The sequence below is a fragment of the Occultella aeris genome (assembly GCF_902703175.1).
Lineage (GTDB): Bacteria > Actinomycetota > Actinomycetes > Actinomycetales > Beutenbergiaceae > Occultella > Occultella aeris.
The window spans coordinates 121,682-147,060 of sequence record NZ_CACRYJ010000016.1 but is presented as its reverse complement, the minus strand read 5'-3'; the positions used below and the strand labels follow the sequence as shown (position 1 = coordinate 147,060).

Genomic DNA, 25,379 nt, shown 5'->3' with positions numbered 1-25,379 from the left:
GACTCCGACGACTGTTCGAGCTATCCGGGGTAGGGACCTCCCCAGTTCCCGCTCTGGTACATCAGGAGCGCGATCACCGACAGGCCGAGGGCGACACCCAGGATCGTGGCCGTGACCGTCGCCCTCCGCAGATGGGCGGTGCCCAGCAGGACCGCTGCTGGGAAGAAGCACGCCACCACCGCACAGAAGCCGACGAAATCGCTTCGGGCGCCAAGTGCGGTGAGCGCACCGCCCACGAGCATCATCAGCACGAGCACCACGGCAGCCACCAGGCGGACGACGAACCGCATGTCTGCGTGAGCCTCGGATACTGCGGTCCGCGACCGGGCGTTCCCCCACTCCGGCGCCCCGATGAGGATCCCGGCAAGGCCCACGACCAGGAGCAGAGCCGAGGGAAGATCGGGGAGCCCGAGGAATGGCCAGATGTACACGCCCGCGTTCCCGAGGGTCATCCCCAGAAGACCGGACGTCGCGGCGATCGATCATCCGCGTTCGGCCGTGGTCCTACCCATTCCCATCTGGCTTCCGGAGAAGCCGGTCCAACTCACCAGCGATCTCCTCCAGCGTGAGTTCGTGCTGAACCACGCTCAGCGTCAGCGACACGATGTCGTCGGAGGGGACCACCGGGTTGCGGTGGCCCGCCAATGCGTACATCGCTGCCACGCCGATCCAGGACAGTCGCTTGTTCCCGTCGACCAGGGGATGGTTCTGATTGATGGCTTCCATCAGTGCTGCCGCTGCCAGGCTCAGGGTCGGATACAGCGAGTGACCCCCGAAGGTAGTTTTTGGCCGCTCCACCGCAGACTCCAACGCCCCCAGATCTCTGACCAGCGGCCGGAATCCCTCGACCCTGGCGAACAGGAACAGAAGGTCCGAGGTCGAGAGATGCTCGAACGTCACTGTGCCAGCCGGTCCAGCGCTTCCCGGTCGCGGTCGGAGATGAAGTCCGCGATCTCCGACAGGGACTCCTCCCTCGCCCCGGCCAGCATCGCCTCTGCTGCCTCCCGCATCCAGAGGGAGTCGGACTTGCCGGCCTTGACCGCCGCTTCCTTGATGTCGCGCGCCAACTGGTCGGGCAGACTGATCAACTTCTTGGTCGTCATCAGAGCCTCCTGATCCGAGAGATATAGCGGTAGTATATCTTGCTCGTCAGGGCGCTCGGCCGGCCGGCGGCTCCCCGATGGCGAACGGACAGGTCGGCCGGGACCAGCTCCACTGACGCGAACTGCGGGTCACGCGCCGGCCGACCCACGTTTCGCGACAGCGGAACCACGGGGTGGCGCGCTCCGCTGACGCGAACTGCGGGTCACGCGCCAGCCAACCCGCACTTCGCGTCAGGGGAACGCCGATTCCGCAGCGTCGCCGGCGCCCGGCTCAGGCCAGCTCGAGGTCCACCGTCACGAACGAATGCGCCGGGATGCTCACCCGCAGCACCCCGCCGTCGACGGTCAGGCCGTCCAGGTCCGCCACCTCGACACCGGTGGCGTCTGCGGAGTTGTGCGCGTTCAGCACGTCCGCCGTCAGGATCCGGCCGGTCACCCCGGCGACGGTCCGGCCACGCAGGTCGAGGTCCACCTCGAGCGGGGCGTCGGCGTCCAGGTTCGTCAGGGAGACCAGGGCGCGGCCGTCCTTCGTGCTGGCCGAGACCGAGAACGTGTCCAACTCGTTCTCCCCGACCGCGCGCGTGGTGCCCTCGGACTTCACGTCGACCCGCAGCGAGGCGGCGTCCTGGTGCCCGGAGTTCATCTCGAACACGTGGTAGGTCGGGGTGAGCACGAGGGCCCCGGAGTCGGGGTCGGTGAGGATCATCGCCTGCAGCACGTTCACGGTCTGGGCGATGTTCGCCATCACGAGCCGGTCCGCGTGGCGGTGGAAGGCGTCGAAGTGGACGCTCGCGACGAGCGCGTCGCGCATCGTGTTCTGCTGGTACAGGAACCCGGGGTTCGTGCCGGGCTCCACGTTCCACCACGTGCCCCACTCGTCCAGGATCAGGCCGACCTTCTTCTTCGGGTCGTAGCAGTCCATCACGGCGGCGTGGCCGGCGATGAGCTCCTCCACCCGCGCGGCCTTGACCATGGTCGCGTAGTAGTCGTCGAGGTCGAACTCGAGCGCGCTGCCCTTGTCCGACCACGGCCCGGGCACCGTGTAGTAGTGGAACGTCAGTCCTTGGAAGTACCCACGCGGCTCCTTCGCGCAGCCGAGACAGTTGACCGCCTTCATCAGGGTCTCGGTCCACGCGTAGTCGTCGTCGGAGGCCCCGGCGGCGATCCGGTAGAGCTTGTTGCCACCGTGGTCCCGGCAGTACGTCGCGTAGCGGCGGGCCTCGTCGGCGTAGTGCTGGGCGCTCATGTTCCCGCCGCAGCCCCAGGCCTCGTTCCCGATCCCCCAGAACGGCACCTTCCAGGGCTCCTCGCGCCCGTTGGCCTTGCGTAGCCGCACCATCGGGGAGTCGCCGTCCCGGGTCAGGTACTCGACCCAGTCGCTCATCTCCTTCACCGTGCCGGAGCCGACGTTGCCGTTGATGTACGGCTCGGCGCCGAGCAACTCGCACAGGGCCATGAACTCGTGCGTGCCGAAGTGGTTGTTCTCCTCGACGTTGCCCCAGTGCGTGTTCACCATCGAGGGGCGCTCACTGCGCGGGCCGATCCCGTCCATCCAGTGGTACTCGTCCGCGAAGCAGCCACCGGGCCAGCGCAGGTTCGGGATGTTCAGGGCCCGCAGCGCCTCCACGACGTCCAGGCGGATGCCGCCGGAGTTCGGGATGTCGGAGTCCTCACCCACATAGAAGCCGCCGTAGATGCACCGGCCCAGGTGCTCGGCGAAGTGTCCATACAGGTGCCGGCTGATGACCGGCCCCTCCACGTCGAGGTTGATGATGGCCTTGGCTGATGCGTTCACGTGAGCACTCCACTGGGGTGACGGTTGCGGTTAAGGATGCTGGTGCGAGATGGGGATAATGGCCGGATGCCCGAAGGTCCCGACCCCGACAGTGCCGGCGATGCGCTCTTCCCCATCCCGGAGGGCGCCCGGCAGGTCCGGCGCCGGGTGGTGCTGCTGACCGGCCCGTCCGGCTCCGGCAAGAGTTCGCTGACCCGCCGGCTCGGGCTGCCGGTGGTACCGCTGGACGACTTCTACTTCGACATCGACCGACCCGGTCTGCCGTCCCGGTTCGGCAGCGTGGACTGGGATTCGCCGGCGTCCTGGGACCACGACGGCGCCCGGGCGGCCCTGGTGGCACTCTGCCGGGACGGCGCGAGCGACCTGCCGCTCTACGACATCCCGTCCTCGCGCCGCACGGGCACCACCCACGTGGTCCTGGACGACGAGCCGATCGTGATCGCGGAGGGCATCTTCGCCGCGGAACTGGTCGCGGACCTGCGCGCCGAGGACGTACTCGCTGACGCGATCTGCCTGCTCCGCCCGCGGATGCAGACGTTCTGGTTCCGGCTGCTCCGGGACTTCGCCGAGTCCCGCAAGCCCCCGATGACGCTGATCCGCCGGGGCACCGCCCTGTTCCGCGCCGAGCCCGGGCTCATCCGCGGCTGGGTCGCCAAGGGCTGCCGCGCCATCGGCGTGGCCGAGGCCGAGCGCGACATCCGCGCCCTGGCCGCGGCGCCGACCGCTCGGCGGTGAGCCGCCTCGGCGGCCGGCACCGGCCACGGATCAGGCGCCCAACCGCACCACGGACCAGGAGACGGCCGGCAGCTCGACCGTGACGACGCCGTCGGACACTGCGGCCGTGCCGTTCTCGACCGGCAACACGGACGTCGCGTCGTCCGCGCTCGCCGCCCAGGTGTGGTCCGGGTTGGACAGCGTCTGCGCGCCGACCACCTGCACGTCGCCCAGCGAGCGCACGTCCACGGTCAGGGTCAGCGTCTCGGTGGTGGACCGGTTGACGGCGAAGATCGCCACCGCGCCGGTCTCCGGGTCGCGGGTGGCGACGGCGTCCAGCGCCGAGACCTCGCCGAACTTCTCGGTCTCGAGCGTCGGAGCGTCGACGGCCACCTGCAGCACGTCGCCCTTGGCGTGCTCGGACGTGAGCGCGAACGGGTGGAACGTGGTCTGGCGCCAGGCCCGCCCGCCCGGCTCGGTCATGATCGGGGCGATCACGTTGACGAGCTGCGCCAACGACGCCGAGTGCACCCGGTCGGTGTGCCGCAGCAGCGAGATGAGCAGATTGCCCACCACCACGGCGTCGGCGACGTTGTAGCGGTCCTCGAGCAGCACCGGCGCGACGGGCCAGTCGTCCCCGGTCGGCGGGCGGGACTCGGCGCGGTGCTGGTACCAGACGTTCCACTCGTCGAAGGAGATGTGGATCCGCTTGGTCAGCTTCTTCGCGGCCCGCACGGCGTCCGCGGTAGCGCTCACGGAGTCGATGAAGTGGTCCATGTCGACGGCGGAGGCCAGGAAGGAGGCCAGGTCGCCGTCCTTCTCGCTGTAGTAGGCGTGCGCGGAGACGTAGTCGACGTACTCGTACGCCTCCTCGAGCACGGTGGCCTCCCACGCGCCGAAGGTCGGCATCGCCGAGGACGAGCTGCCGCAGACCACGAGCTCGAGGTCGGGGTCGATCATCCGCATCGCGCGGGCGGTCTCGGTGGCCAGGCGTCCGTACTCGTGTGCGGTCTTGTGCCCGATCTGCCAGGGGCCGTCCATCTCGTTGCCGAGGCACCACATCTTGATGCCGTACGGCTCCTCGGCTCCGTTCGCGCGGCGCTGGTCGGACAGGTGCGTGCCGCCCGCGACGTTGCAGTACTCGAGGATGTCGAGGGCCTCCTGCACACCGCGGGTGCCGAGGTTGACGGCCATCATCGGTTCGACGTCGGCCTTCTTCGCCCAGCGCATGAACTCGTCCACGCCCACCGTGTTCGGGTCGGTGGAGTGCCAGGCCAGGTCGAGTCGGCTCGGGCGCTGCTCGCGCGGGCCGACCCCGTCCTCCCAGCGGTAGCCGGAGACGAAGTTGCCGCCCGGGTAGCGCACGGTGCCGGTGCCGAGTTCCTTGACGAGGTCGAGGACGTCGCCGCGGAAGCCGTCCTCATCGGCGCTCGGGTGCTCGGGGTCGTGGATGCCGGTGTACACGCACCGGCCGAGGTGCTCCACGAAGGAGCCGAACGTGCGGCGCCGGACGGGCCCGACGACGAACGCCGGGTCGATCACGAGGGATGCGGTCAACATGGGGTGCTCCTGGTTGCGGGTCAGTGGTGGGGGTCGAGTCGCACGAGCCGGACGCCGTGCGGGGGGATGGTCAGGGGTTCGGCGAGGTCGAGGACCTCGCCGCTCCAGAGGTCGGTGGCGGTGTGCGGGCCACGCACGCCCACGGCGTCAGGATCGACGACGGCGGAACTCGCCTGGTCGCCGAGGTGGAAGGCGGCCAGGTAGGTGGCCGCGGCGGGTGGGTCGCCAGCAGCGCCGGCCCGCGGCGTGGGCCGCGTCGCCCGAGCCGACCACAGCACGGCGTCGCCGTCGCGGGAGACCTGGCCTCCGCCGTCGGAATGCTTGAGGATCTCCAGCACGGCGGGATTGGTGAGCAGCGCGAGGGTGTCGGCGTCGGTGGACGGCAGGTCGCCGCCGAACATGAGCGGGGACCGGGCCATGACCCACAACGTCATCAGGGTGCGGGCCTCGTCCGGAGTGAGCCGGCTCGGCCGGTCCTGGCCGCGCTCGGCGCGGATGCCGATCCGGCCGAGCGGGAGCATGTCCGCGTCCGCCCAGCCGCCCGGGCGCTGGGTCGGCGCCCACCGGGCGAGCCGGTCGAACTGGTCGTGCACGTCCTCCCAGCGGTCCCAGAGGTCGTCGCTGATGCGCCACATGGCGGCGTTGTCGCGCAGGTGGTCCAGGTGCGCGGTGTCCAGGCCGGTGCCGGGCGACAGGGACAGCACGATCGGCCGGCCGGACCGGCGGATCGCTTCGGCGTAGGCGGCGATCTCGGCGTCGTGGAAGGGGGCGAGCATGTCATCCGCCTTGATGAAGTCGACACCCCACGCTGCGAACTGCGCCACCTGCGCGTCGTAGTAGGCCTGCGCGGCCGGGTGGTCGTGGTTCAGGCCGTAGTTGTCCGGGTTCCACGGGCATACCGACCCGGTGTCGGCGGCGTCGGTCGCGGTCCACGCGGTGCCGAGGATCGGGAGGTCGAGCTCGACGGCGCGGCGCGGGATTCCCCGCATGATGTGCAGGCCGAAGCTCAGCCCGAGGTCGTGGACGCGGGCGGCGAGCGGGCCGAAGCCGGCCCCGTCGGCCGCGGAGCCGAACCTGTTCGGCGCCGGTACCTGCCGCCCGAACGCATCAAGTTCCACCGGCGGATCGTCGTTGTAGCCGCCGGCCCGCGCGGTCGGCTCGTACCACTGGATGTCCACGACCACGACGTTCCACCCGAAGGTGAGCAGGTGTGCCGCCATGAACTCGGCGTTGGCGAGCACCTCGTCCTCGGTGACGCTGGGGCCGTAGCAGTCCCAGCTGTTCCACCCCATCGGGGGTGTGGTGGTATCGACCTGCATCGTTGCGCGGACCTCTCGGGGTGTTCGGATTCGTGTTGGGCTGGGGCGTGATGTCAGTCGAGGCCGATGACGACCTTGAGACCGGTGCGCTCGGTGGCCCGGGCGAACGCGGCGGGGGCGTCGCTCAGCGGCGCGCGTTCGGAGACGAGCGAGCGCACGTCCACCAGGCCCCGTTCGACGAGCCGGATGGCTCGCGGGTACATCTCCTTCATGCGGCGCACCATGACCAGGGTCAGGCCCTTGCGGCGGGCAGTGCCGGCCCGGAACGACGAGGAGTCGTCGTCGGGGATGCCGCCGAGGATCACCCGGGCACCCGGTCGGGCGGCCGTCGCGGCGATGGCGATCGCGTCGTCGTTCCCGGCGATCTCGAACACCACATCCGCGCCGAGCCCGCCGGAACCCCAGCCCTTCCACGCGGACGCCTCGCGGGCCTCGTCCGGCGTGAGCACCTCGTCGGCGCCGTAGCGCAGCGCCGCGTCGCGCCGGTGCTCGCGCGGTTCGACGACGGCCACCCGGTCCGCACCGGCGGACCGGGCCAGCTGCACGAGCAGCAGACCGATCGGGCCGCCGCCGACGATCGCCACGTTCGCCGCGAGCGGCACGTGCCCGAGGTCCCACGCGTGCAGAGCGACCCCGAGCGGCTCGAGGACCGCGCCGTCGGCCCCGGTGAAGGAGTCCGGGAGCGGGAACAGCCGGTTCGTGGGCCAGGAGATGAACTCGGCGAGGCCGCCGTCGAGCTTCCCGTGCCCGGCGAACCCGACGGTCGGGCAGAGGTTGGGGTGGCCCTCGTGGCACATCGAGCAGTTCATGCACGGGATCGCCGGGTCCACGGCCACGCGGACGCCGTCGAGCGCGCCGGAAGCGCCGATGCCGGCGAACTCGTGGCCCGGCACGATCGGCCGGGTGAGCCGGGCGTCGCCGATGCCCCCCTCGGCGAACCAGTGCAGGTCGCTGCCGCACAGGCCCACGTCGGTGACCCGGACCAGCGTGTGGCCGGGCTGCACCTCGGGCGGTTCCGCCTCCTCGATCCGGAGGTCACCCACTCCATGGAGTCTGGCCAGACGCATCCTTGCTCTTCTCCTTCACGGTGCCGCGTGGAGCACGTTCTCGCGCGCGGGATATCGGTGTTGTTAACGCTATCAGGAATGCTGCGGGCAGTCGCCCCGCGAGTCTGCGGGCCTACTCCGGCCAGGCCTGGAACTGGGGCGGCACGTAGAACCGGTCCCGTGGGATCTCCCGGCCGGTGGTCGTGTCGATGATGTGGATCCCGGCGGCGTCACGCACGATCTCCAGGTCCGAGCCGACCGGGAAGTCGTAGATCCCGATCAGCGCGGGCTCCAACGCACAGACGGCGTTGAAGTCCGTGATCTGGAAGTTGCTCGAATCCGCCAGGTACTCCTCGGTGTCGATCTCGCTGAAGATCAGCCACCCGTTGTCCGCCGGGGCCCTGGAGTCCTCGCGGACCATCCACCGCACCGCGCCGGCGCGGGTGAGCACGTTCTTCGTGGCCAGGCAGGCGCCGGCCTTCGGGATGAACTCCGGGTAGCTGGACATGGTGTCCTCCATCGGGTGCTGGCCGGTCGGGCCCCGGCCAGTCTGCCCTACAGCGTCTGGGCGAGCCGGAAGTAGGCGGCGTTCCAGCGCAGCTCCCGGGCGAAGCCGCGCACCGTGGTCTGCGCGTCGATCACCGCGAGCTCGGTGCGGGCGATCTCGGCGAAGTCCTCGAAGACCTCGAGCCCGACGGCGGTGGTGAGCACCGTGTGGTGCGCACCTCCCGCGGTGAGCCAGGCCCGCGCCGACGTCGTGAAGTCCGGACGCGGCACCCAGACCGCGCGCGCCACCGGCAGGTTCGGCAGCTCCGCATCCGGGCCGACGATGTCCACCTCGTTCGCCACGAGCCGGAACCGCTCGCGCATGTCCGAGAGCGCCACCACCAGGCCCTCGCCGAGGTCGGCGTCGAAGACCAGGCGCACCGGGTCCTCGCGGCCCCCGATCCCGAGCGGGTGGATCTCCAGCCGCGGCCGGGACGTGGTCAGCGACGGGCAGACCTCGAGCATGTGCGCGCCGAGGATCTTCTGCCTGCCAGGGGTGAGCTCGTAGGTGTAGTCCTCCATCAGCGACGCGCCGCCCGGCAGGCCGTGGCCCATCACCTTCGCCAGGCGCACCAGGATGGCGGTCTTCCAGTCCCCCTCCGCGCCGAAGCCGTACCCGGCGGCCATGAGCCGCTGCACGGCCAGGCCGGGGAGCTGACGCAGCCCGCCGAGGTCCTCGAAGTTCGTGGTGAACGCCGCGAAGCCGCCCTCCTCGAGGAATGACCGCAGGCCCAGCTCCTGGCGGGCGCCGTAGCGCAGCGACTCGTGCCGCTCACCGCCGGGCAGGAGCTCGGCGACCACGTCGTAGGTCTCGACGTACTCGGCGACAAGGGCGTCGATCGCGGCGTCGGCGACGGCGTCGACCCGGGCCACCAGATCGTTCACACCCCAGGTGTTGACCGAGACACCGAACCGCAGTTCCGCCTCGGTCTTGTCGCCCTCGGTGACGGCGACGCCGCGCATGTTGTCCCCGAACCGGGCCAGCTTCATGCCAGTCAGGGCCGCCCACCCGGCCGCCGCGCGAGCCCACGCGCCCACCTGGGCGCGGACGACGCCGTCGGACGCGTGGCCGACCACGATCTTGCGGGACACGCCCAGCCGGGCCGCCATGTAGCCGAACTCGCGGTCGCCGTGGGCGGCCTGGTTCAGGTTCATGAAGTCCATGTCGATGTCGGCCCAGGGCAGCTCGACGCCGGCCTGCGTGTGCAGGTGCAGCAGCGGCGTCCGCAGCGCATCCAGGCCGGCGATCCACATCTTCGCCGGGGAGAACGTGTGCATCCAGGTGATGACGCCGATGCAGTCGTCGTCCGCGTTCGCCTCGAGGGCTGCCCGCCGGATCGCGGCGGAGTCCTTCAGGACGGGCTTCCAGACGATCCGGACCGGGACCGCATCCGACTCCTCGAGCAGCGCCGCCACCTGCTGCGACTGCTCCGCGACCTGGGCGAGGGTCTCCTCGCCGTACAGGTCCTGGCTCCCGGTCAGGAACCAGATCTCCTTGCCCTCGAACGGGTCGGTCATGTGGGTGCTCACGCGGGGTCCTCCTCGGGCGCCGGGCCCTGTCCGTAGACGTTCTGGTAGCGGTCGTACAGCGAGTCGATGTCGGTCTGGGCGATCGGCAGCGGGTCCCCGAGCTGGCGCGAGATGTGCACGGTGCGGGCGACCTCCTCGCACATCACGGCGGCCTTCACGGCAGTGCGGGCGTCGGTGCCGACCGTGAACGGCCCGTGGTTCCTCATCAGCACCGCCGGCGAGCGGGACTCCCGGAGGGTCTCCACGATGCCGCGGCCGATCGAGTCGTCACCGATCAGCGCGAACGGCCCGATCGGGATCTCACCGCCGAACTCGTCGGCCATCATCGTCAGCACGCACGGCACGGGCTCGGCGCGGGCGGCCCAGGCCGTCGCGTACGTCGAGTGCGTGTGCACCACGCCGCCGACGTCGGGCAGATGCCGGTACACGTAGGCGTGTGCCGCGGTGTCCGAGGACGGCTTCAGGTGCGCCGGGGTGCCGTCGTCGATCTTCGTGCCGTCGAGCGTGCAGACGACCATCGACTCCGGCGTCAGGTCGTCGTAGGAGACGCCGGACGGCTTGATCACGAACAGGTCGGCACCCGCCACCCGCTCGGACACGTTGCCCGCGGTCCAGACCACGAGTCCGTAGCGGGTCAACTCCCCGTGCAGGGCCGCCACCCGCTCCCGGGCCTGCCCGACGGCGGTGCGCACCTGCGCGGGCAGGTCCGCCAACACGATCGGTGCGGTCGAGCCGGTCATACGAGGTCGCCCTGCGGCTCGAGGTCGGGCGCAGCTACGTCGCCTTCGGCGGCTGCCGAACCGAGCGCCCGACGGCGGATCTTCTTGAGTCGGCGCATCACATCGTTGCCGCCGCGCCCGAAGTAGTCGTGCAGCGCGGCGTACTCCGCGTACAGCTCAGCGTAGGCGGCGGTCGCCTCCGGGTCCGGTGTGTACGCGCCGGCGACCCGCCCGCCCATGACGGCCGCGGCCGCGCGAACGTCCGGGTAGGCACCGGCAGCGACCGCGGCGTGGATCGCCGAGCCGAGCGCGGGGCCCTGCTCGGAGACGATCGTACTCAGCGGCAGCCCGGTGACGTCGGCGTACATCTGCATGAGGAAGCGGTTCCGGAGCAGCCCCCCGGCCACGACGAGCTCGGTGATCGGAACCCCCGAGGCCGCGAACGTGTCGACGATCGTCTTGGTGCCGAACGCGGTCGACTCCAGCAGGGCGCGGTAGATGTCCTCGGGCCGCGTGGTCAGGGTCTGCCCGAGCGTGAGCCCGGACAGTTCGTGGTCCACCAGCACCGAGCGGTTCCCGGAGTGCCAGTCCAGCGCGACGAGCCCGTGGCCGCCGATCGGCTGGGCGGCCGCGAGGTCGGTCAGGTAGGCGTGGATGGACTGACCCGCCGCCTCGGCCTGTGCCACGTACGCCGGCGGCACGCCGGTGGAGACGAACCAGGCGAAGATGTCCCCGACGCCGCTCTGCCCTGCCTCGTAGCCGTACAGCCCGGTGATCACGCCGCCGTCGACGACGCCGCACATGCCCGGCACCTCGTGGAGGCTCTCGCTGTTGACGACATGGCAGGTCGAGGTGCCCATGATGAGCACCATCTGGCCCGGGTCCACGGCGTTGGCCGCGGGCAGGGTGACGTGCGCGTCGACGTTCCCGACGGCCACGGCGATGCCCTCGGTCAGCCCGGTCCAGGCTGCGGCCTCGGCGGTGAGCCGACCGGCCCGCGCGCCGAGCGGGGCGATCGGCGCGTCCAGCTTGTCGGAGACGAAGGTCGCGAAGTCGGGGTTGAGCGCGCCGAGGAAGTCGGTACCGGGGTGGGCGCCGTCCTGATAGATGCCCTTGTAGCCGACGGTGCTGGCGTCCCGGACGTAGCTGCCACCGAGCTGCCAGACGATCCAGTCCGCGGCCTCGACCCAGCGGTCCATGGCGTCGTAGATCTCGCGGTCCTCCTCGAGGACCTGCAGCGCCTTGGCGAACTGCCACTCGGAGGAGATCAGCCCGCCGTACCGGGGCAGCCAGGCCTCGCCCCGCTCGCGTGCGAGCTCGTTGATCCGGTCCGCATGTGACTGCGCGGCGTGGTGCTTCCAGAGTTTGACGTACGCGTGCGGGCGATCGGCGAACCGTTCGAGCTCGTTCAGCGGGGTGCCGTCGGCGAGCGTCGGGATCATCGTGCAGGCGGTGAAGTCGGTGCCGATCCCGATCACGTCGGCCGGGTCCGCGCCGGCGGCCCGAAGCGCGTCGGGCACGGCGTTCTTGAGCACGTCGACGTAGTCGGCGGGCACCTGCAGCGCCCAGTCGGGTGGCAGCGGCTCGTCGGCCGACGCGGTCAGCGCCCGGTCCATCACGGCGTGCGGGTAGGCATACTCCGCGCTGCCCAGCTCGGCACCGTCACTGACCCGGACCACCACCGCCCGGCCGGACAGCGTCCCGTAGTCCACCCCGATCACCAAGGCGTCTCGGCCCTGCTCGGCCGACTGTTCGGTCATCCCTCGGTCCTCTTTCGCGTCGTTGCCCCGAATGTCACGGGCGTCTTCGCCCCGTGCACCGTATCGCGAACATGTTAACGCTCACAACAATACTTGCCAACCCGTCGCGCGCCACTCGCTCGGCCGACAGCGCCGAAGTGGCTGCCACTTCAGCGCACTCGCCACGGACTCAGGGCCGCGGCTGTCCCGAGCTGGTTCGCTCCACCAGCACGGGCGCGACCAGCTCGCGGGCCGCCGCCTCGCCACCTATCGCCGCCACCAGGGCGTCGATGGCGAGCCGGCCGAGGGCCTCGAAGTCCTGCCGGACCGTGGTCAGTGGCGGGAAGAAGTTGTCCGCACCGACGATGTCGTCGAAGCCGACCACAGATACCTTCCCCGGCACGTCCACTCCGGCCTCCGCGAACGCCCGCAGGACGCCGAGCGCCATCTGGTCGTTCGCCGCGAAGACCGCCGTGGGCAGGTCCTCGAGGAGCGCCTGCCCGGCCCCATACCCCGAGCCCGCGCTCCAGTCGCCGGTGAGGTCGGGACGCGGGGTGACGTCTGCCTCACTCAGTTCCGCGTGCCAGCCGCGGACCCGGGCCCTGGCGTCGAACCAGTCCTCGGGGCCCGCCAGGTGCACCACGTCCCGGTGCCCCTGGTCGAGCAGGTAGCGGGCGACCAGTCGCGCCCCCGCCTCCTGGTCGACGGACACCAGCGGCGGGTCGTCCGGTTCCGGCGTGAGCGAGGAGATCATGAGCAGCGGCACCTCGGCGAACGCCGCACGGGCGGCGCCGGCTACCTCGTCGCCCTGCGCGATCACGACGACACCCTCGACGGACTGGTCCATGAACGAGCCGAAGATCTCCTGCATCAGTTCGGGCGTGGGGTGCGGGGCCGCCGCCACGGTGACGAAGTAGCCGGCCGCCCTGGCCGTGCGCTCGAGCACCGCGAGCGTGCTCGCCGGGCCGGAGTGCACCGAGCCGCTGGTGATGATCCCGATGATGCCGGACCGGTGGGTGACCAGCGCTCGGGCGGCGCTGTTGCGTCGGTATCCGAGCTCGGCGATCGCAGCGAGCACCCGCTCACGGGTGCTGTCCCGGACGTTCGGGTGGTCATTGAGCACACGGGACACCGTCTGGTGTGACACGCCAGCCACCCTGGCCACGTCATTCATCCCCGGACGCGTTCGACGGCTGGCCACCATGCGATTCCCAACTCCCCTTGCTTCCACTTGTGTGAGCGCGAGCCTAGACCCCACCTGACGCCGGGCGGCTGGGTTGCGCGGCCACACCGCCATCCGCACGGCCGATGGGCAGTGCCACCCGCACGAGATTCGGAGACCGCTTTCCCAGACTCTTGACAGTGAATGCATTCAACCCTAACGTTCACGGAGTCTCGTCCGAGCGGTCTGCGAAGTCGCAGCCCACTCCGGCCGAGTGGGGCGCTGACGCCCGTTACTCGCTCGGCCCACAACTGCCCCACCAACGAACCCCGCCGGCTTCGGCCAGGCCATCTGCCCGCCCGGCTGCGTGCCGGCCGACCCGCAGCCGCACTTGAGGAGAGATACATGACAGCCAACTTCGTGAACGTTCACGAACGGCGTCACCACGTGGTTCACGCACCCCCGGGCGCGCTGTGACCGCCCAGACGTCCGCGTACACGCCGGGCCGTACCGAGCGCTGGTACGGCTGGGCGGACGCCGTCGGCTATGTGGCCGTCCTGAACGTCCTGGTTCTCGTGTTCACGCTGGCCGGCGGCGTGGTGCTCGGGTTCGCCCCGTCGGTCGCGGCGGCGGTCGCGTGCAGCCGGGGCCGGATCCGCGGCGAGGCCCAGCCGCTGGTGCGCACGTTCGCCTCGGCCTGGCGTGGACAGCTGCGCCGGGCGAACCTGCTCCAGGCACCGGGTTGGCTGCTGCTGGCGATCCTCGGGCTCAACCTCACCTCGTTCTGGGGCGAGCCCGGTAGCAGCGCGCTGGTGGTTGCCCTGGTGGCAGCCGCGGCGCTGACCGTCATCCACCAGCTCCTCGTGATCACCATGGACGCCCACTACGACCTGCGCGCCCGGGACTGCCTCCGTCTCGCCTTGGCGTTCGGCCTCCGGTTCCCCGGCGTCCCCCTCCTGCTCGCCGCCACGACCACCCTCGTGGCCGCCGTCACCGCGTGGCTGCCCGGCCTGCTGCCGACCATCTCGGTCGGCCTCTGGCTGTACCTGTGCACCGCGCTGTGCTTGTCCTTCTTCGCCGCCAACGACCGCCAGGTCGAGGCGGAGCCCAGCACCACCGTTTGACCTCGCCGATGATGACGAAAGGAACACCGACCATGACAACGAGGAAGCGACTGCGAGCACCGCTCGCGATCCTGACCGTGACCGGACTCGCGCTGACCGCCGCCTGCACCAGCGGGGGCGATGACGGCGACGGCGATGGCGGAGGAGACGGCGGCGGCGACGCGCTGTCGAGCCTGTCGATCATGGCGCCGTACTTCGCCGCCGTGCCGCCGGAGGAGGATGACCCGATCGATCTGGCGCTGAGCGAGCTGACGGGCGTCGACCTGTCCGTGCAGTGGGTGCCGAACACCGACTACGGCGAGCGCACCAACGTCGTCCTCGCCGGGGACGACATCCCGGACGTGATGGTGATGGGCAAGACTCCGGCGTTCGTGCAGACGGCGGAGGCCGGTGGCTTCTGGGAGCTCACCGACTACCTCAACTCCGGCGACTACCCGAACCTCGTCTCGGAGAACCCAGAAGTCCAGGAGGCGACCAGTGTGAACGGCCACGTCTACGGCGTGTACCGGTCCCGTGACGTGATCCGCCACTGCATCATCCTGCGCGCGGACTGGCTCGCCAACCTCGGCCTCGAGCAGCCGCAGACCACCGACGAGCTCTTCGAGGTGGCGCGTGCGTTCACCGAGGACGACCCCGACGGCAACGGCCAGGACGATACGTACGGGTTCATCAACCCCGCCTGGCCCGGGTCCATCGGCTCGGGCAGCCCGTACGACGCGCTCGAGCTCTGGAACGGCGCCGGGAACGTCTGGCTGGAGGACGGCGGCGAGCTGGTCCCGTCCTTCACCACCGACGAGTGGATGGAGGCCCTGGAGTACGAGCGTGACCTCGTCCAGAACGGGTACACCAACCCGGACTACGCCACGATGGACCCGGCCACCTGGAACGAGCCGTTCCTGAACGGCCAGGGCGGCATCATCATCGACGTCCAGTCCCGTGCGCCGCAGTTGGTCGAGCTCTTCCGCGAGCAGGACCCCGCGAACGCCGAGTCCTACGTCGCGCTCGTGGGGCAGCCCGAGGGTCCGCACGGGACGTTCGCCATGCCCACCGCCGGCTACTCGAACTTCCTCGCAATCCCGCGGTCCTCCGTGGAGACCGAGGAACAGCTCGAGCAGGTGCTCCAGGTCCTGAACGACATGAACAGCACCGAGGCCCAGATCCTGCTGAACAACGGCATCGAGGGCGACAACTTCACCGTCGAGGACGACTACGCGGTGTACAACGAGGACCGCCAGGACTTCACCGATCAGGTGAGCGGGGCCTGGGCCCAGCTCGGCACGAACGTGGCCGGCTACAACGCGTACTCGACCCAGCCGGCCACGCCGTACGACGAGGAACTGGCCCAGCTCCGGCTCGACCTCCAGGCGGAGGACCTCGAGAACGCGGTGTTCAACCCGGCGGCCGCGCTGGCCTCGGAGACGTACCAGTCCAGCGGCACCCAGCTCGACACGCTGATCTCCGATGCGCGGATCCAGTTCATCGCCGGTCAGATCGACGAGGCCGGGGTGCAGGACGTGATCGACCGCTGGCACTCCCAGGGCGGCGACCAGGTGATCGCCGAGCTGAACGAGCTCTATAGCGAGCTCGGCTGATCGACGGTGCGGGGGCCGGCCGGCCCCCGCACCACCCCACCCCTGAGAGGAGGCACGCATGGCCACGCTCATCGAGGCCGAGGCTGCCAGCGGCGGCGCGGACATCACGCCGCGACCGCAGAACCGACGCAACGTACGCGAGACGATCGTGCGCTACCGGTGGCTGCTGTTCCTGATGCTGCCGGGCATCACCTACTTCGCGCTGTTCCGGTTCTGGCCCATGTACGGGGCACAGATCGCGTGGCGCGACTACATCCCGTTCCTGGGGATCCAGGGAAGCGAGTGGGTGGGCTGGAAGCACTTCGAGGACTTCTTCACCAACCCGGACTTCCCACGCCTGCTCGGGAACACGCTTATCCTGGCGGCGCTGAGCCTGTTCATCGCCTTCCCGCTGACGATCGTGATGGCCCTGCTGCTGAACGAGCTGCGGCTGAACATCCTCAAGCGGACCGTGCAGACCCTGGTCTACGTGCCGCACTTCCTGTCCTGGACCGTGGTGGTCTCGCTGACCGGACTGTTGTTCGCGATCGGCAACGGCCCGCTGTGGACCTGGCTGAACGACCTGATGGGCACCGAGATCAACTTCCTCGCCGATCCGGCCTGGTTCCGGCCGTTGATCGTGCTGCAGGACGTCTGGAAGAACACCGGGTGGGGCACCATCATCTTCCTCGCCGCGCTTGCGAGTGTGGACCAGGAGCAGTACGAGGCCGCGATCATCGACGGCGCGGGCCGCTGGCAGCGGGTCTGGCACATCACCCTGCCGTCCATCCGCTCCACGATCATCGTGCTGCTGATCCTGCAGACCGGCCAGATCCTGAACACCGGGTTCGAGCAGATCTATCTCATGTCCAACGCCCTGAACCGCAGCGTCGCGGACGTGTTCGACACCTACGTCTACTTCGTCGGCATCCAGCAGGGCTCCTACAGCTACGCCACGGCCGTGGGCCTGGCCAAGGCGATCGTCGGCGTCATCCTGATCTTCGGGACGAACTGGATCGCCAAGCGCTTCAACCAGACGGGGATCTTCTGATGGCCAGGGTCAAGTACCGGTTCAACACCCCGGCCGGCAAGGTGTTCGACGTCGTCAACGCCGCCGTGCTGATCGGCGTCGGCGCGATCGCCATCCTGCCGTTCCTGTACGTGCTCGCGGGGTCCTTCGCCACCGAGTACGAACTGACCACCCGGCCGTTCTTCCTCTGGCCGAACGAGTTCACCACCGACGCCTACGCCTCGATCCTCGGCTCGAGCGTGTTCGTCCGGGCGTTCATCACGACCATCGCCGTCACTGCCGTCGGCACCACGGTCCAACTGGTCCTGACGGCGCTGATGGCCTACCCGCTGTCCAAGATCGACCTGCCCGGCCGGCGCACCATCATGTCCCTGGTCGTGTTCACGATGGTGTTCTCCGCCGGCCTGATCCCGACCTTCCTGATCGTCAAACAGCTCGGCCTGCTGGACACCTACTGGGCCCTGATCCTGCCTGCGGCGATCAACCCGTTCAGCCTCATCATCATCAAGAACTTCTTCCAGGAGCTGCCCAAGGAGCTCGAGGAGTCCGCGAAGATCGACGGCGCCAACGAGCTGCGCATCCTGCGCAGCGTGGTCATGCCCCTGTCCAAGCCGGTGCTGGCCACGTTCGCCCTGTTCTACGCCGTGGGGATCTGGAACGACTACATGTCGCCCCTGATCTACCTCAACGACACCTCCAAGTGGACCCTGCAGATGTTCCTGCGGCAGGTGACCGCAGCGTCCTCCCTCACCGCCGAGGACCTCGGCAACGAGCTCCCGCCACCGGCCCAGGGCATCAAGTTCGCCGTCGTCATGGTCGCCACCATCCCGGTCCTGCTCGCCTACCCGTTCCTCCAGAAGCACTTCGCCAAGGGCATGTTGATCGGGAGCGTGAAGGGATGAGGATCCTGCTCGCCGGCGACTCCACGGTGGCGGCCTGTCCGCCGCACGAGGCCCCGATGTCCGGCTGGGGCGCGCACCTGGCCACGTTCACGCCCGGCGTGGTGGTGCACAACTTCGCCAAGGGCGGGGCCACCACGACCTCGCTGCGTGCGGACGGTCTGTGGGACGCGCTGCTCTGGGAGGCCGCCGCGGGGGACATCGCCGTGCTGCAGTTCGGACACAACGACCAGAAGCAACCCGAGGTCCTCGGGGCGCGCGCGGGCTACACCACCAACCTGGCCCGGATGCTCACCGAGGTACGGCAGGCCGGCGCCGCACCGGTGCTGTGCACGAGCGTGCAGCGGCGCGCCTTCGCCGCCGGTGCCCTCGTGCCGACCCACGGCGACTACCCGGACGCCGTCCGGGATCTGGCCGCGGCCGAGCTGGTGCCGCTGATCGACCTGACCGCGGCCACCACGGACCTGTACCAGGGCCTCGGCGAGGACGGGTCCAGGTCCCTGTTCACGCAGTTCCGCCCCGGAGAGCACCCGAACTATCCCGACGGCGTCACCGACGACACCCACTTCAACGTCACCGGCGCGACCGCCGTGGCCCGGATCGTCGCCGACGCACTGGCGCCCGTCCTGGCGATGGCGTGAGTGCACCGGACATCCACAACCGACCCAGGAGTCTCATGCCCGCCGATCCCAGCACCGCACCGTCCGCGACCGCCCAGCGCCCGACCGGGAGCCTGCCCAGCACCGCCCTGCACTGGCTCGAGGACATCCCCGCCGCCGCGACCGGCGTCACGTGGGGCGTGCCCTGGGCCCGTGGGACGCTGGCCGCCGGCACCCCGATCGCCCTGCGAACCGCGGACGGGGTGCCGGAGCCCGTGCAGACCTGGGTGACCGCGACCTGGCCGGACGGGTCCGTGAAGTGGACGGCTCACGCCGCCGCCCCCGCCGCGCCCCGCGACGCGTACGCGCTCGAGCCCGCCGCCGAGCCGATCCGGCCGTCACGGGAGGTGTCCGTCACCGAGTCCGGCGAGGACGTGCTCGTCGACACCGGGGTGATCCGGGTCAGGGTGCCGCGCGCGGGTGCGCACCTGATCGCCGCGATCGAGACGGGCGGCCGCGTCGTCGCCCGCGCCGGCCGCCTGGTCAGCCTGCTCGCCGCCGGCCCTGACGACGACGGCCCGCAGCCACGCAGGCCGTTCTCCTCTCGCGTGCGCATGGTGACCGTGGAACAGGACGGTCCGGTGCGCGCCGTGGTGCGCATCGACGGCGTCCACGGAGATGACCGCGGCACCCGCGAGTGGCTGCCGTTCACGGTGCGCCTGTACGCCTACGCCGGCTCACCCACGGTGCGTCTGATGCACTCCTTCGTCTGGGACGGCGACCCCGACCACGACTTCCTCGCCGGCCTCGGGGTCCGGTTCGAGGTGCCGTTGCGCGAGCAGGCCCACGACCGGCACGTGCGCCTGGCCGGCAGCGCCGGCGGGTTTCTCACCGAGGCCGTCCGCGGCATCACCGGGCTGCGCCGCGACCCCGGCAGCGACGTCCGCGCCGCCCAGGTCGCCGGCCGGCCCACTCCGCCCACCGCCGACTGGGCCGCTGCAGTCGCGGAGCGACTGCGCTGGGTACCCACCTGGAACGACTGGACGCTGCACCAGGGCAGCCCGGACGGTTACACCGTCCGCAAACGCACTGCCGACGGAGTGGGCTGGGTCGGCATCGGCGGCGGCACCCGGGCCGGCGGGTACGCCTACCTCGGCGACACCTCCGGCGGGCTGGAGCTCGGCCTGCGGGACTTCTGGAAGGGCGCCCCCACCCAGATCGACGTGCGCGGCGCCACGACCGACACTGGTGAGCTGACCGTGTGGCTGTGGGCGCCGGAGTCGCGCGCCATGGACGTGCGGTTCTTCCACGACGGGCTCGGCCAGGACGGCTACGCCGACCAGCTGGACGCGCTGGAGATCACCTACGAGGACTACGAGAGCGGCTTCGGCGATGCCAACGGCATCGCCCGCACCCACGAACTGAGCCTGACCGCGGTGGCGGGGACGCCGTCGTCGGGCGCACTTGCGACCAGGGCCGCGGCCCTGGCGACGCCACCACTCCTGGTGACCGACCCGGGCCGGCTGCACGCGGCCGGGGTGTTCGGCGACTGGGACCCGGTGGACCGGTCCACGCCGGCGCGGGCCGCCATCGAGGACCGCAACGACTTCCTGCTCGCGTTCTACCTCGACCAGGTGGAACAGCGCCGCTGGTACGGCTTCTGGGACTACGGCGACGTCATGCACACCTACGACGCGGACCGGCACACGTGGCGCTACGACGTCGGCGGGTACGCGTGGGACAACTCCGAACTGTCCCCGGACCTGTGGTTCTGGCTGTCCTTCCTCCGCTCCGGGCGGGCGGACCTGTTCCGGTTCGCGGAGGCGATGACCCGGCACACCGGCGAGGTGGACGTCTACCACGCGGGTGCGTTCGCGGGGCTGGGCACCCGGCACAACGTGCAGCACTGGGGGTGCAGCGCGAAGCAGTTGCGGATCTCGAACCCGGCCTACCGGCGGTTCTACTACTACCTGACGGCGGACGAGCGGGTCGGGGACCTGCTCGACGAGCTCGCCACGTCCGAGCGCGCACTGCTCGGTGTGGACGCCACCCGCAAGGTCCGCTCGGATGTCTACTCCCCCGACCCGGCCGCCCTGTCCGTCGGGCTCGGCACCGACTGGGGCGCGCTGGCCGCGACGTGGCTGACCCGCTGGGAGCGGCACGGGGACACCGTCGCCCAGGACAAGCTGCTCGGCACAATGGCTGACATCGGCGCGCTGGCCAACGGGTTCCTCACCGGGGAGGCGCGCCTCGACCTGTCCACCGGACGGTTCGACACCTCCCGCGAGCGGATCGCCGTCTCGCACCTGAGCGCCGTGTTCGGCCTCGTGGAGGTGTGCTCGGAACTGATCGATCTCGCCGACGTGCCGGGATTCGAACAGGCCTGGCTGCAGTACTGCCGGCTCTACCTGGCGGACGCGGCCACCCAGGAGGCGGAGCTCGGCCGGCGACTCACCGGGATCTCATTGATCCAGGCACACAGCCGGCTCACCGCATATGCCGCCCATCGCACCGGCGATGCCGAGCTGGCCGCGTTCGCGTGGCGGCGGTTCTTCGTGGACTCCGGGGACATGGTCAACGTCAACGCCCTGTGCCGCGAGCGCCACTGGGCCCGGACCCGGATCGACGGTCCGGGCGTGCTGGAACCGGTGGACGAGGCCGCGTTCGTGTCCACCAACGATGCCTCCCAGTTCGGGCTGGCCGCGATCCAGAACCTGGCCCTGATCGGGGGGTACCTGGAGGAGACGCACCGCGCCTGAGCGGTGGCACTCAGGGCTGGCTGCGGTTGTAGAACGCGCGCGCCTTCGCCCGGTTGCCACAGAGGTCCATCGAGCACCAGGACCGGGACCGGTTGCGGGACTGGTCGTAGTACGCCCATCGGCAGCTCGGCTCACGGCACGCCTTGAGCCGTGCCCAGGTGCCGTCGGCAACCGCGAGCACCACCGTTGCGAGCATGCGCGCCAACGCGGAGTCGACGGCGGGCAGTCCCGGCCGCGGCACGAGTCCCGGCGGCCGGGCGTCGACGTCCACGATGAGCGGCAGCCGCTCCGTCAGGGCGGCGAGATCGTCACGGGCGGACGGGCTGAGTCCGTCCCCTCTCGGGCTGGGCACCGGATCGGCGTTGTTGGCCGCGATCAGGGCGCGCAGCCCTTCGCGCACCGAGGTCGCCCTGGCGACATCGGCCCCGGACAGCGTGGCAGCGCCGGGCACCAGGTCGCGGGCCGTCAGCCAGGAGGTGAGGTCGGGGACCGAGGCGATCGCGTCGCCGTCGGCCATGCGCGTGTTGATGAACTCCTCGATCAGGCCTAGCGATGCCATGAGCCCACTCTAACTACCTATTGACGATGGATGGATATATAACTAGCGTCACGCTGACACCAGTTAGCCAACCCGAAGGATCCACCCGTGAGCAGCAGCATTGGCAACATCACCATCGACACCACCGATCTGGCCGGGGCAACCGCCTTCTGGCAGCAGGTCACCGGCTACGCCGTCGGCTCCTCCGACGAAGGCACCGCGTACCTGGAGGACCCTGCGAAGAGCGGTGTCGGCCTCTCCCTGCAGAACGTGCCCGAGCCCCGGGTCGGGAAGAACCGGCTGCACCTCGACCTGTTCACCTCTGACCTGGATGGCGAGGTCGGCCGGCTGCAGGGGTTGGGGGCGGCCGAGGTGGCCCGCCATGACGGCTGGGTGGTACTGGCCGATACCGACGGCAACCAGTTCTGCGTCGTCGCGGGGTAGCCGGATCGAGCGCCGGGCCCGACGGCGACTGCCGCCGTCGGGCACTCGGCCGAACCCGGCATAGGATTCTGCGGCCGCCAACCACGACCGAGGGAGTTCCGTGCCGCCAGCCAAGGCCGCCGCATCGCCGGATGTGACGCTGCAGTACTCGACCCCGGCTGGGGCCTGGACCGATGCGCTTCCCATCGGCAACGGGAACCTCGGCGCCATGGTCTTCGGCGGCACCGCACAGGACCGGGTCCAGATCAATGACGACACCTGTTGGACGGGCGCGCCACGGGTCCGGCCGACCCGCGGCACCGGCCTGGAACCCGGACGCGCGCCGGAGATCCTGGCCGCAGCCAGGGCCGCGGTCGCCGCCGGTGACGTCCCTCGTGCCGAAACCCTGGTGCAGCGGCTCCAGAGCGGCCGCAGTCAGGCCTATCAGCCGCTCGTCGACCTCTGGATCACCGACGCCGGTGCGCCGGAGGTCACGGCGGACTACCGCAGGTGGCTGCGTCTGGACGAGGCGGTTGCGGGGCATTCCTGGTCCGACGGCGTCGCAGCGGTACGCCAGGAGGTGTTCGCCAGCCGCCCCGCCGGGGCGCTCGTGGTCGACCGGCGGATGCGGACGCCCACGGACCTGGTGGTGCGGGTCGGTTCGGATCATCGGCTGTTCGAGGTGGGCGCGGCGGGGTCGCCGCAGGGTGCGACCTGGTCCGCCCTGGTGCGGATGCCGACCGTCTCCACCGACCCGAAGGCGCCCGGGCCCGCCCCTGGGGCGCCTCCGTCTGCGCCGCCCGCGCCCGGTGCCGGCGTCACCTGCGCGGTGGCGCTGCGTCTGGACACCGATGGCGTGGTGACCGTGCGGACCACCGGGATCGAGGTGCGCCGGGCGACCTGGCTGACGGTGCTGCTCGCCTCGCGCAGTGACTACGCGGGCGCCCACCACGGCCTGCACGGTGACGGAGCCCGGCTGCTCGCCCAGGCGTCCGAGCGGCTCGAGCAGGCCGGCCGGCGCACGTTCGAGGACCTGCGCGCGGCACATGTCGCCGATCACCGCGCTCTCTTCGACCGGGTCGGGCTACGGCTGGGCGGTGGGCCGGAGCCGGGCCTGGACACCGACGCGCGGCTGCGCGAGCACCGGGCGACCGGCACCGACGCCTCTCTCGCCGCTCTCGCTTTCGCCTACGGGCGATACCTGACCATCGCCGGATCGCGCCCCGGCACGCTGCCACTGAACCTCCAGGGCATCTGGAACGAGTCCCTGCGCCCGCCGTGGCGCAGCAACTACACGGTCAACATCAACACCGAGATGAACTACTGGCCGGCGCTCAGCACCAATCTCGCGGAGTGTGACGAGCCGCTGCGCCGGTGGCTCGAGGACCTCGCCGCGGCCGGCCGCGGCACCGCCCGGGAGATCTACGGAGCCGGCGGCTGGGTGGCCCACCACAACTCCGACGCGTGGGCGTTCACCGACCCCGTCGGCAACGGCACCAATCCCGCGCGGTGGTCGTTCTGGCCGTTCGGTGGGGTCTGGTTGACCCGGCACCTGATCGACCACTACGACTTCACCGGCGACTCCGGCTCGCTGGCCAGCGCCCGGCCGGTCATCCTCGGAGCCGCGCGGTTCGTTCTCGACACCCTGGTGACCATGCCGGACGGCACCCTCGGCACCAGCCCGGCCACCTCCCCGGAGAACTCCTTCCTCACGGCGGAGGGGACCCCGGGCGCCGTGACCGCGTCCACCACCTCCGACCTGGCCATGGCCCGCGACCTGCTCACAGGCGTTCGGCGGCTGGCCGGCGTGGACGTCGGCAACGGCGTCCCGTTCGCCGACGAGCCGCTGCTTGCCCGCGTCGACGACGCCCTGGCCAGGCTCCCGGGCGAGCGGATCATGGCCGATGGGCGCATCGCCGAGTGGCATCTCGCGGACCTGCCCGAGGCGGAGCCGGAACACCGCCACCAGAGCCATCTGTTCGGCGTCCACCCGGGCACGTCGATCGACCCGGACCAGGCGCCGGACCTGGCCGCTGCCGCCCTGGCGACGCTGGCGGCCCGCGGGCTGGAGTCGACCGGGTGGTCGCTCGCGTGGCGGCTGAACCTGCGCGCCCGGCTGCGGGATCCGGACGGGGCGCAGGCGGCGATCGACGCCTTCCTGCGGCTGGTGGAGCCCGTCGGGCCGGCGGTCGTCTCGGTGCAAGGCGGTGGCGTGTACCGCAGCCTGCTGTGCGCGCATCCCCCGTTCCAGATCGACGGCAACTTCGGCTTCACGGCCGGGGTCGCCGAGCTGCTCGTGCAGGGACACCGGGTCTCCTCCGACGGTGCCCGCGAGGTCCACCTGCTGCCCTGCCTACCGCCCGCGTGGGCCGACGGCGCCGTGCACGGTCTGCGGGTGCGCGGCGCGATCACCGTCGACCTCGAGTGGGCCACGGGCCGACTGCGCACAGCGACCCTCACCGCCGACCGGGACACGACCGTCACGGTGCGCGTCGGGGACGACCGCGCGGTGCACCACCTCACCGCGGGACGGCCTACGACGATCCGGCCCTGACCGATCGGTACCGCGCCACCCCGACCGCGCACACGACGAACGCACCGACGGCGAACACCACCACGAGCCCGAGGATCGGCACGAGCAGGCCCGCGTACCCGCCGAACTCGTTCGGGTCGAGGAAGAAGTACGGGTACCAGTCGCCCACGAGCGGACCGCGGATGAGCGTGAACGCGAGGTAGCCCACCGGGTAGGCGAGCCAGATCCAGAACCGGGACAGCCGCAGCCGCCGCACCGTCGGGATCACCAGCCAGTCGATGGCGACGAGGATCGGGATGATCCGGTGCTGGAGCAGGTTCGGCGGATGCACCGCCCAGGAGAACATCTCCCCGGGCGCGGCGAGCAGCAGGTTGTACAGGATCCCGGTGAGCACGATGTAGGTGGTCATCGCCCCACGAAGCGGGTCGAACCAGACGGGCCGGCGCGCCGGGGGCACGCCGATCGCCCAGCCGAGCACGATGATGACCAGCAGGTTGGTGTGGATCGTGAAGTACGCGAAGTGGTCCGCGAGCGCGCCGGCGCCGGTGGCCAGCTCGGTCAGGTTCCACACCTCGGCGACGATCCCGAGGACCACGATGAGGGTGCGCAGCCCGAGCGCGAGTGGTGACCTGTCCGTGAGCATTCGTGCCCGTTGCCGCTGTGCCATCCG

At 70.6% G+C, this 25,379-nt stretch carries 23 protein-coding genes; 9 read left to right on the top strand and 14 right to left on the bottom strand.

The features are described from left to right. Positions 1-20 precede the first annotated feature (20 nt). The 4 genes from HALOF300_RS05235 to HALOF300_RS05225 all read right to left on the bottom strand — a co-directional run bounded on the left by HALOF300_RS05235 (position 21) and on the right by HALOF300_RS05225 (position 2,898). The gene (locus HALOF300_RS05235) at positions 21-452 is read right to left on the bottom strand and encodes a hypothetical protein (RefSeq protein ID WP_156739882.1); all 432 of its coding nucleotides are present in this window, start codon (positions 450-452) and stop codon (positions 21-23) included. A 52-nt stretch (positions 453-504) separates the two neighbouring features. After that, positions 505-900: a type II toxin-antitoxin system death-on-curing family toxin gene (locus tag HALOF300_RS26920; protein ID WP_197522320.1), complete on the bottom strand. Its 396-nt coding sequence runs from the start codon at positions 898-900 to the stop codon at positions 505-507. Beyond that, on the bottom strand, positions 897-1,103 hold the full coding sequence (locus HALOF300_RS26915; RefSeq protein WP_197522319.1) for a hypothetical protein: 207 nt from the start codon (positions 1,101-1,103) through the stop codon (positions 897-899). The genes HALOF300_RS26920 and HALOF300_RS26915 overlap by 4 nt, the downstream gene beginning before the upstream one ends. Positions 1,104-1,374: 271 nt before the next feature. Further along, a complete protein-coding gene (locus HALOF300_RS05225) occupies positions 1,375-2,898 on the bottom strand; it encodes an alpha-N-arabinofuranosidase (RefSeq protein WP_156739880.1) in 1,524 nt (507 codons plus the stop codon). 66 nt (positions 2,899-2,964) lie between these two features. Here HALOF300_RS05225 and HALOF300_RS05220 point away from each other — a divergent pair, with 66 nt between their 5' ends. Further along, positions 2,965-3,633: a uridine kinase family protein gene (locus HALOF300_RS05220; protein ID WP_156739879.1), complete on the top strand. Its 669-nt coding sequence runs from the start codon at positions 2,965-2,967 to the stop codon at positions 3,631-3,633. 30 nt (positions 3,634-3,663) lie between these two features. On the opposite strand, the gene arfA is transcribed toward HALOF300_RS05220, so the two are convergent. The 8 genes from arfA to HALOF300_RS05180 form a co-directional block, all read right to left on the bottom strand. Next, a complete protein-coding gene (gene arfA / locus HALOF300_RS05215; protein ID WP_156739878.1) occupies positions 3,664-5,172 on the bottom strand; it encodes an arabinosylfuranosidase ArfA in 1,509 nt (502 codons plus the stop codon). Between the two features lie 20 nt (positions 5,173-5,192). After that, on the bottom strand, positions 5,193-6,491 hold the full coding sequence (locus tag HALOF300_RS05210) for an alpha-galactosidase (protein ID WP_231955037.1): 1,299 nt from the start codon (positions 6,489-6,491) through the stop codon (positions 5,193-5,195). 53 nt (positions 6,492-6,544) lie between these two features. Next, positions 6,545-7,534, bottom strand: coding sequence for a zinc-dependent alcohol dehydrogenase (locus HALOF300_RS05205; RefSeq protein ID WP_231955035.1), 990 nt, complete (start codon positions 7,532-7,534; stop codon positions 6,545-6,547). Positions 7,535-7,670: 136 nt separating this feature from the next. Then, positions 7,671-8,045, bottom strand: coding sequence for a DUF2185 domain-containing protein (locus HALOF300_RS05200; protein WP_156739876.1), 375 nt, complete (start codon positions 8,043-8,045; stop codon positions 7,671-7,673). A 47-nt stretch (positions 8,046-8,092) separates the two neighbouring features. Beyond that, positions 8,093-9,601 carry an L-arabinose isomerase gene (araA, locus tag HALOF300_RS05195; protein WP_156739985.1) on the bottom strand — a complete coding sequence of 503 codons (1,509 nt, stop codon included), beginning with the start codon at positions 9,599-9,601 and terminating at the stop codon, positions 8,093-8,095. Positions 9,602-9,609: 8 nt separating this feature from the next. Further along, on the bottom strand, positions 9,610-10,353 hold the full coding sequence (locus tag HALOF300_RS05190; RefSeq protein WP_156739875.1) for an L-ribulose-5-phosphate 4-epimerase: 744 nt from the start codon (positions 10,351-10,353) through the stop codon (positions 9,610-9,612). Then, the gene (araB, locus tag HALOF300_RS05185) at positions 10,350-12,092 is read right to left on the bottom strand and encodes a ribulokinase (RefSeq protein WP_156739874.1); all 1,743 of its coding nucleotides are present in this window, start codon (positions 12,090-12,092) and stop codon (positions 10,350-10,352) included. The genes HALOF300_RS05190 and araB overlap by 4 nt, the downstream gene beginning before the upstream one ends. Before the next feature lie 169 nt (positions 12,093-12,261). After that, a complete protein-coding gene (locus HALOF300_RS05180; RefSeq protein ID WP_156739873.1) occupies positions 12,262-13,245 on the bottom strand; it encodes a LacI family DNA-binding transcriptional regulator in 984 nt (327 codons plus the stop codon). A gap of 461 nt (positions 13,246-13,706) precedes the next feature. Between HALOF300_RS05180 and HALOF300_RS05175 the strand changes: the two genes are divergently transcribed. Genes HALOF300_RS05175 through HALOF300_RS05150 form a run of 6 tightly spaced genes read left to right on the top strand, consistent with a single transcriptional unit; the run spans position 13,707 to position 21,215 of the window. Continuing rightward, the gene (locus tag HALOF300_RS05175; RefSeq protein WP_197522318.1) at positions 13,707-14,357 is read left to right on the top strand and encodes a DUF624 domain-containing protein; all 651 of its coding nucleotides are present in this window, start codon (positions 13,707-13,709) and stop codon (positions 14,355-14,357) included. A 32-nt stretch (positions 14,358-14,389) separates the two neighbouring features. Further along, the gene (locus HALOF300_RS05170) at positions 14,390-15,949 is read left to right on the top strand and encodes an extracellular solute-binding protein (RefSeq protein WP_156739871.1); all 1,560 of its coding nucleotides are present in this window, start codon (positions 14,390-14,392) and stop codon (positions 15,947-15,949) included. 58 nt (positions 15,950-16,007) lie between these two features. After that, positions 16,008-16,979: an ABC transporter permease gene (locus HALOF300_RS05165; RefSeq protein ID WP_156739870.1), complete on the top strand. Its 972-nt coding sequence runs from the start codon at positions 16,008-16,010 to the stop codon at positions 16,977-16,979. Then, a complete protein-coding gene (locus HALOF300_RS05160) occupies positions 16,979-17,860 on the top strand; it encodes a carbohydrate ABC transporter permease (RefSeq protein ID WP_156739869.1) in 882 nt (293 codons plus the stop codon). The genes HALOF300_RS05165 and HALOF300_RS05160 overlap by 1 nt, the downstream gene beginning before the upstream one ends. Then, positions 17,857-18,498 (top strand): rhamnogalacturonan acetylesterase, encoded by a 642-nt coding sequence (locus HALOF300_RS05155; RefSeq protein ID WP_156739868.1) that lies wholly within the window; start codon positions 17,857-17,859, stop codon positions 18,496-18,498. The genes HALOF300_RS05160 and HALOF300_RS05155 overlap by 4 nt, the downstream gene beginning before the upstream one ends. Before the next feature lie 35 nt (positions 18,499-18,533). Further along, positions 18,534-21,215, top strand: coding sequence for an exo-rhamnogalacturonan lyase family protein (locus HALOF300_RS05150; protein ID WP_231955031.1), 2,682 nt, complete (start codon positions 18,534-18,536; stop codon positions 21,213-21,215). 10 nt (positions 21,216-21,225) lie between these two features. Here the strand turns inward: HALOF300_RS05150 and HALOF300_RS05145 are convergent, their stop codons facing one another. After that, positions 21,226-21,774, bottom strand: coding sequence for a CGNR zinc finger domain-containing protein (locus HALOF300_RS05145; protein ID WP_156739867.1), 549 nt, complete (start codon positions 21,772-21,774; stop codon positions 21,226-21,228). A gap of 87 nt (positions 21,775-21,861) precedes the next feature. Between HALOF300_RS05145 and HALOF300_RS05140 the strand changes: the two genes are divergently transcribed. Together HALOF300_RS05140 and HALOF300_RS05135 are read left to right on the top strand one after the other, a co-directional pair. Beyond that, on the top strand, positions 21,862-22,197 hold the full coding sequence (locus HALOF300_RS05140) for a VOC family protein (RefSeq protein ID WP_156739866.1): 336 nt from the start codon (positions 21,862-21,864) through the stop codon (positions 22,195-22,197). Positions 22,198-22,297: 100 nt separating this feature from the next. Beyond that, complete coding sequence (locus tag HALOF300_RS05135; RefSeq protein WP_156739865.1) at positions 22,298-24,730, top strand: glycosyl hydrolase family 95 catalytic domain-containing protein; 2,433 nt, start codon at positions 22,298-22,300, stop codon at positions 24,728-24,730. On the opposite strand, the gene HALOF300_RS05130 is transcribed toward HALOF300_RS05135, so the two are convergent. Beyond that, positions 24,711-25,376, bottom strand: coding sequence for a Pr6Pr family membrane protein (locus tag HALOF300_RS05130; RefSeq protein ID WP_156739864.1), 666 nt, complete (start codon positions 25,374-25,376; stop codon positions 24,711-24,713). The genes HALOF300_RS05135 and HALOF300_RS05130 overlap by 20 nt on opposite strands. Between the last annotated feature and the right edge of the window lie 3 nt (positions 25,377-25,379).

Coding starts and splice junctions, on each gene's coding strand:
- HALOF300_RS05235 (WP_156739882.1), bottom strand. CDS start 452: ATGACCCTCGGGAACGCGGGCGTGTACATCTGGCCATTCCTCGGGCTC.
- HALOF300_RS26915 (WP_197522319.1), bottom strand. CDS start 1,103: ATGACGACCAAGAAGTTGATCAGTCTGCCCGACCAGTTGGCGCGCGAC.
- HALOF300_RS05220 (WP_156739879.1), top strand. CDS start 2,965: ATGCCCGAAGGTCCCGACCCCGACAGTGCCGGCGATGCGCTCTTCCCC.
- arfA (WP_156739878.1), bottom strand. CDS start 5,172: ATGTTGACCGCATCCCTCGTGATCGACCCGGCGTTCGTCGTCGGGCCC.
- HALOF300_RS05210 (WP_231955037.1), bottom strand. CDS start 6,491: ATGCAGGTCGATACCACCACACCCCCGATGGGGTGGAACAGCTGGGAC.
- HALOF300_RS05200 (WP_156739876.1), bottom strand. CDS start 8,045: ATGTCCAGCTACCCGGAGTTCATCCCGAAGGCCGGCGCCTGCCTGGCC.
- araA (WP_156739985.1), bottom strand. CDS start 9,601: ATGACCGACCCGTTCGAGGGCAAGGAGATCTGGTTCCTGACCGGGAGC.
- HALOF300_RS05190 (WP_156739875.1), bottom strand. CDS start 10,353: ATGACCGGCTCGACCGCACCGATCGTGTTGGCGGACCTGCCCGCGCAG.
- araB (WP_156739874.1), bottom strand. CDS start 12,092: ATGACCGAACAGTCGGCCGAGCAGGGCCGAGACGCCTTGGTGATCGGG.
- HALOF300_RS05180 (WP_156739873.1), bottom strand. CDS start 13,245: ATGAATGACGTGGCCAGGGTGGCTGGCGTGTCACACCAGACGGTGTCC.
- HALOF300_RS05170 (WP_156739871.1), top strand. CDS start 14,390: ATGACAACGAGGAAGCGACTGCGAGCACCGCTCGCGATCCTGACCGTG.
- HALOF300_RS05165 (WP_156739870.1), top strand. CDS start 16,008: ATGGCCACGCTCATCGAGGCCGAGGCTGCCAGCGGCGGCGCGGACATC.
- HALOF300_RS05160 (WP_156739869.1), top strand. CDS start 16,979: ATGGCCAGGGTCAAGTACCGGTTCAACACCCCGGCCGGCAAGGTGTTC.
- HALOF300_RS05155 (WP_156739868.1), top strand. CDS start 17,857: ATGAGGATCCTGCTCGCCGGCGACTCCACGGTGGCGGCCTGTCCGCCG.
- HALOF300_RS05150 (WP_231955031.1), top strand. CDS start 18,534: ATGCCCGCCGATCCCAGCACCGCACCGTCCGCGACCGCCCAGCGCCCG.
- HALOF300_RS05145 (WP_156739867.1), bottom strand. CDS start 21,774: ATGGCATCGCTAGGCCTGATCGAGGAGTTCATCAACACGCGCATGGCC.
- HALOF300_RS05130 (WP_156739864.1), bottom strand. CDS start 25,376: ATGGCACAGCGGCAACGGGCACGAATGCTCACGGACAGGTCACCACTC.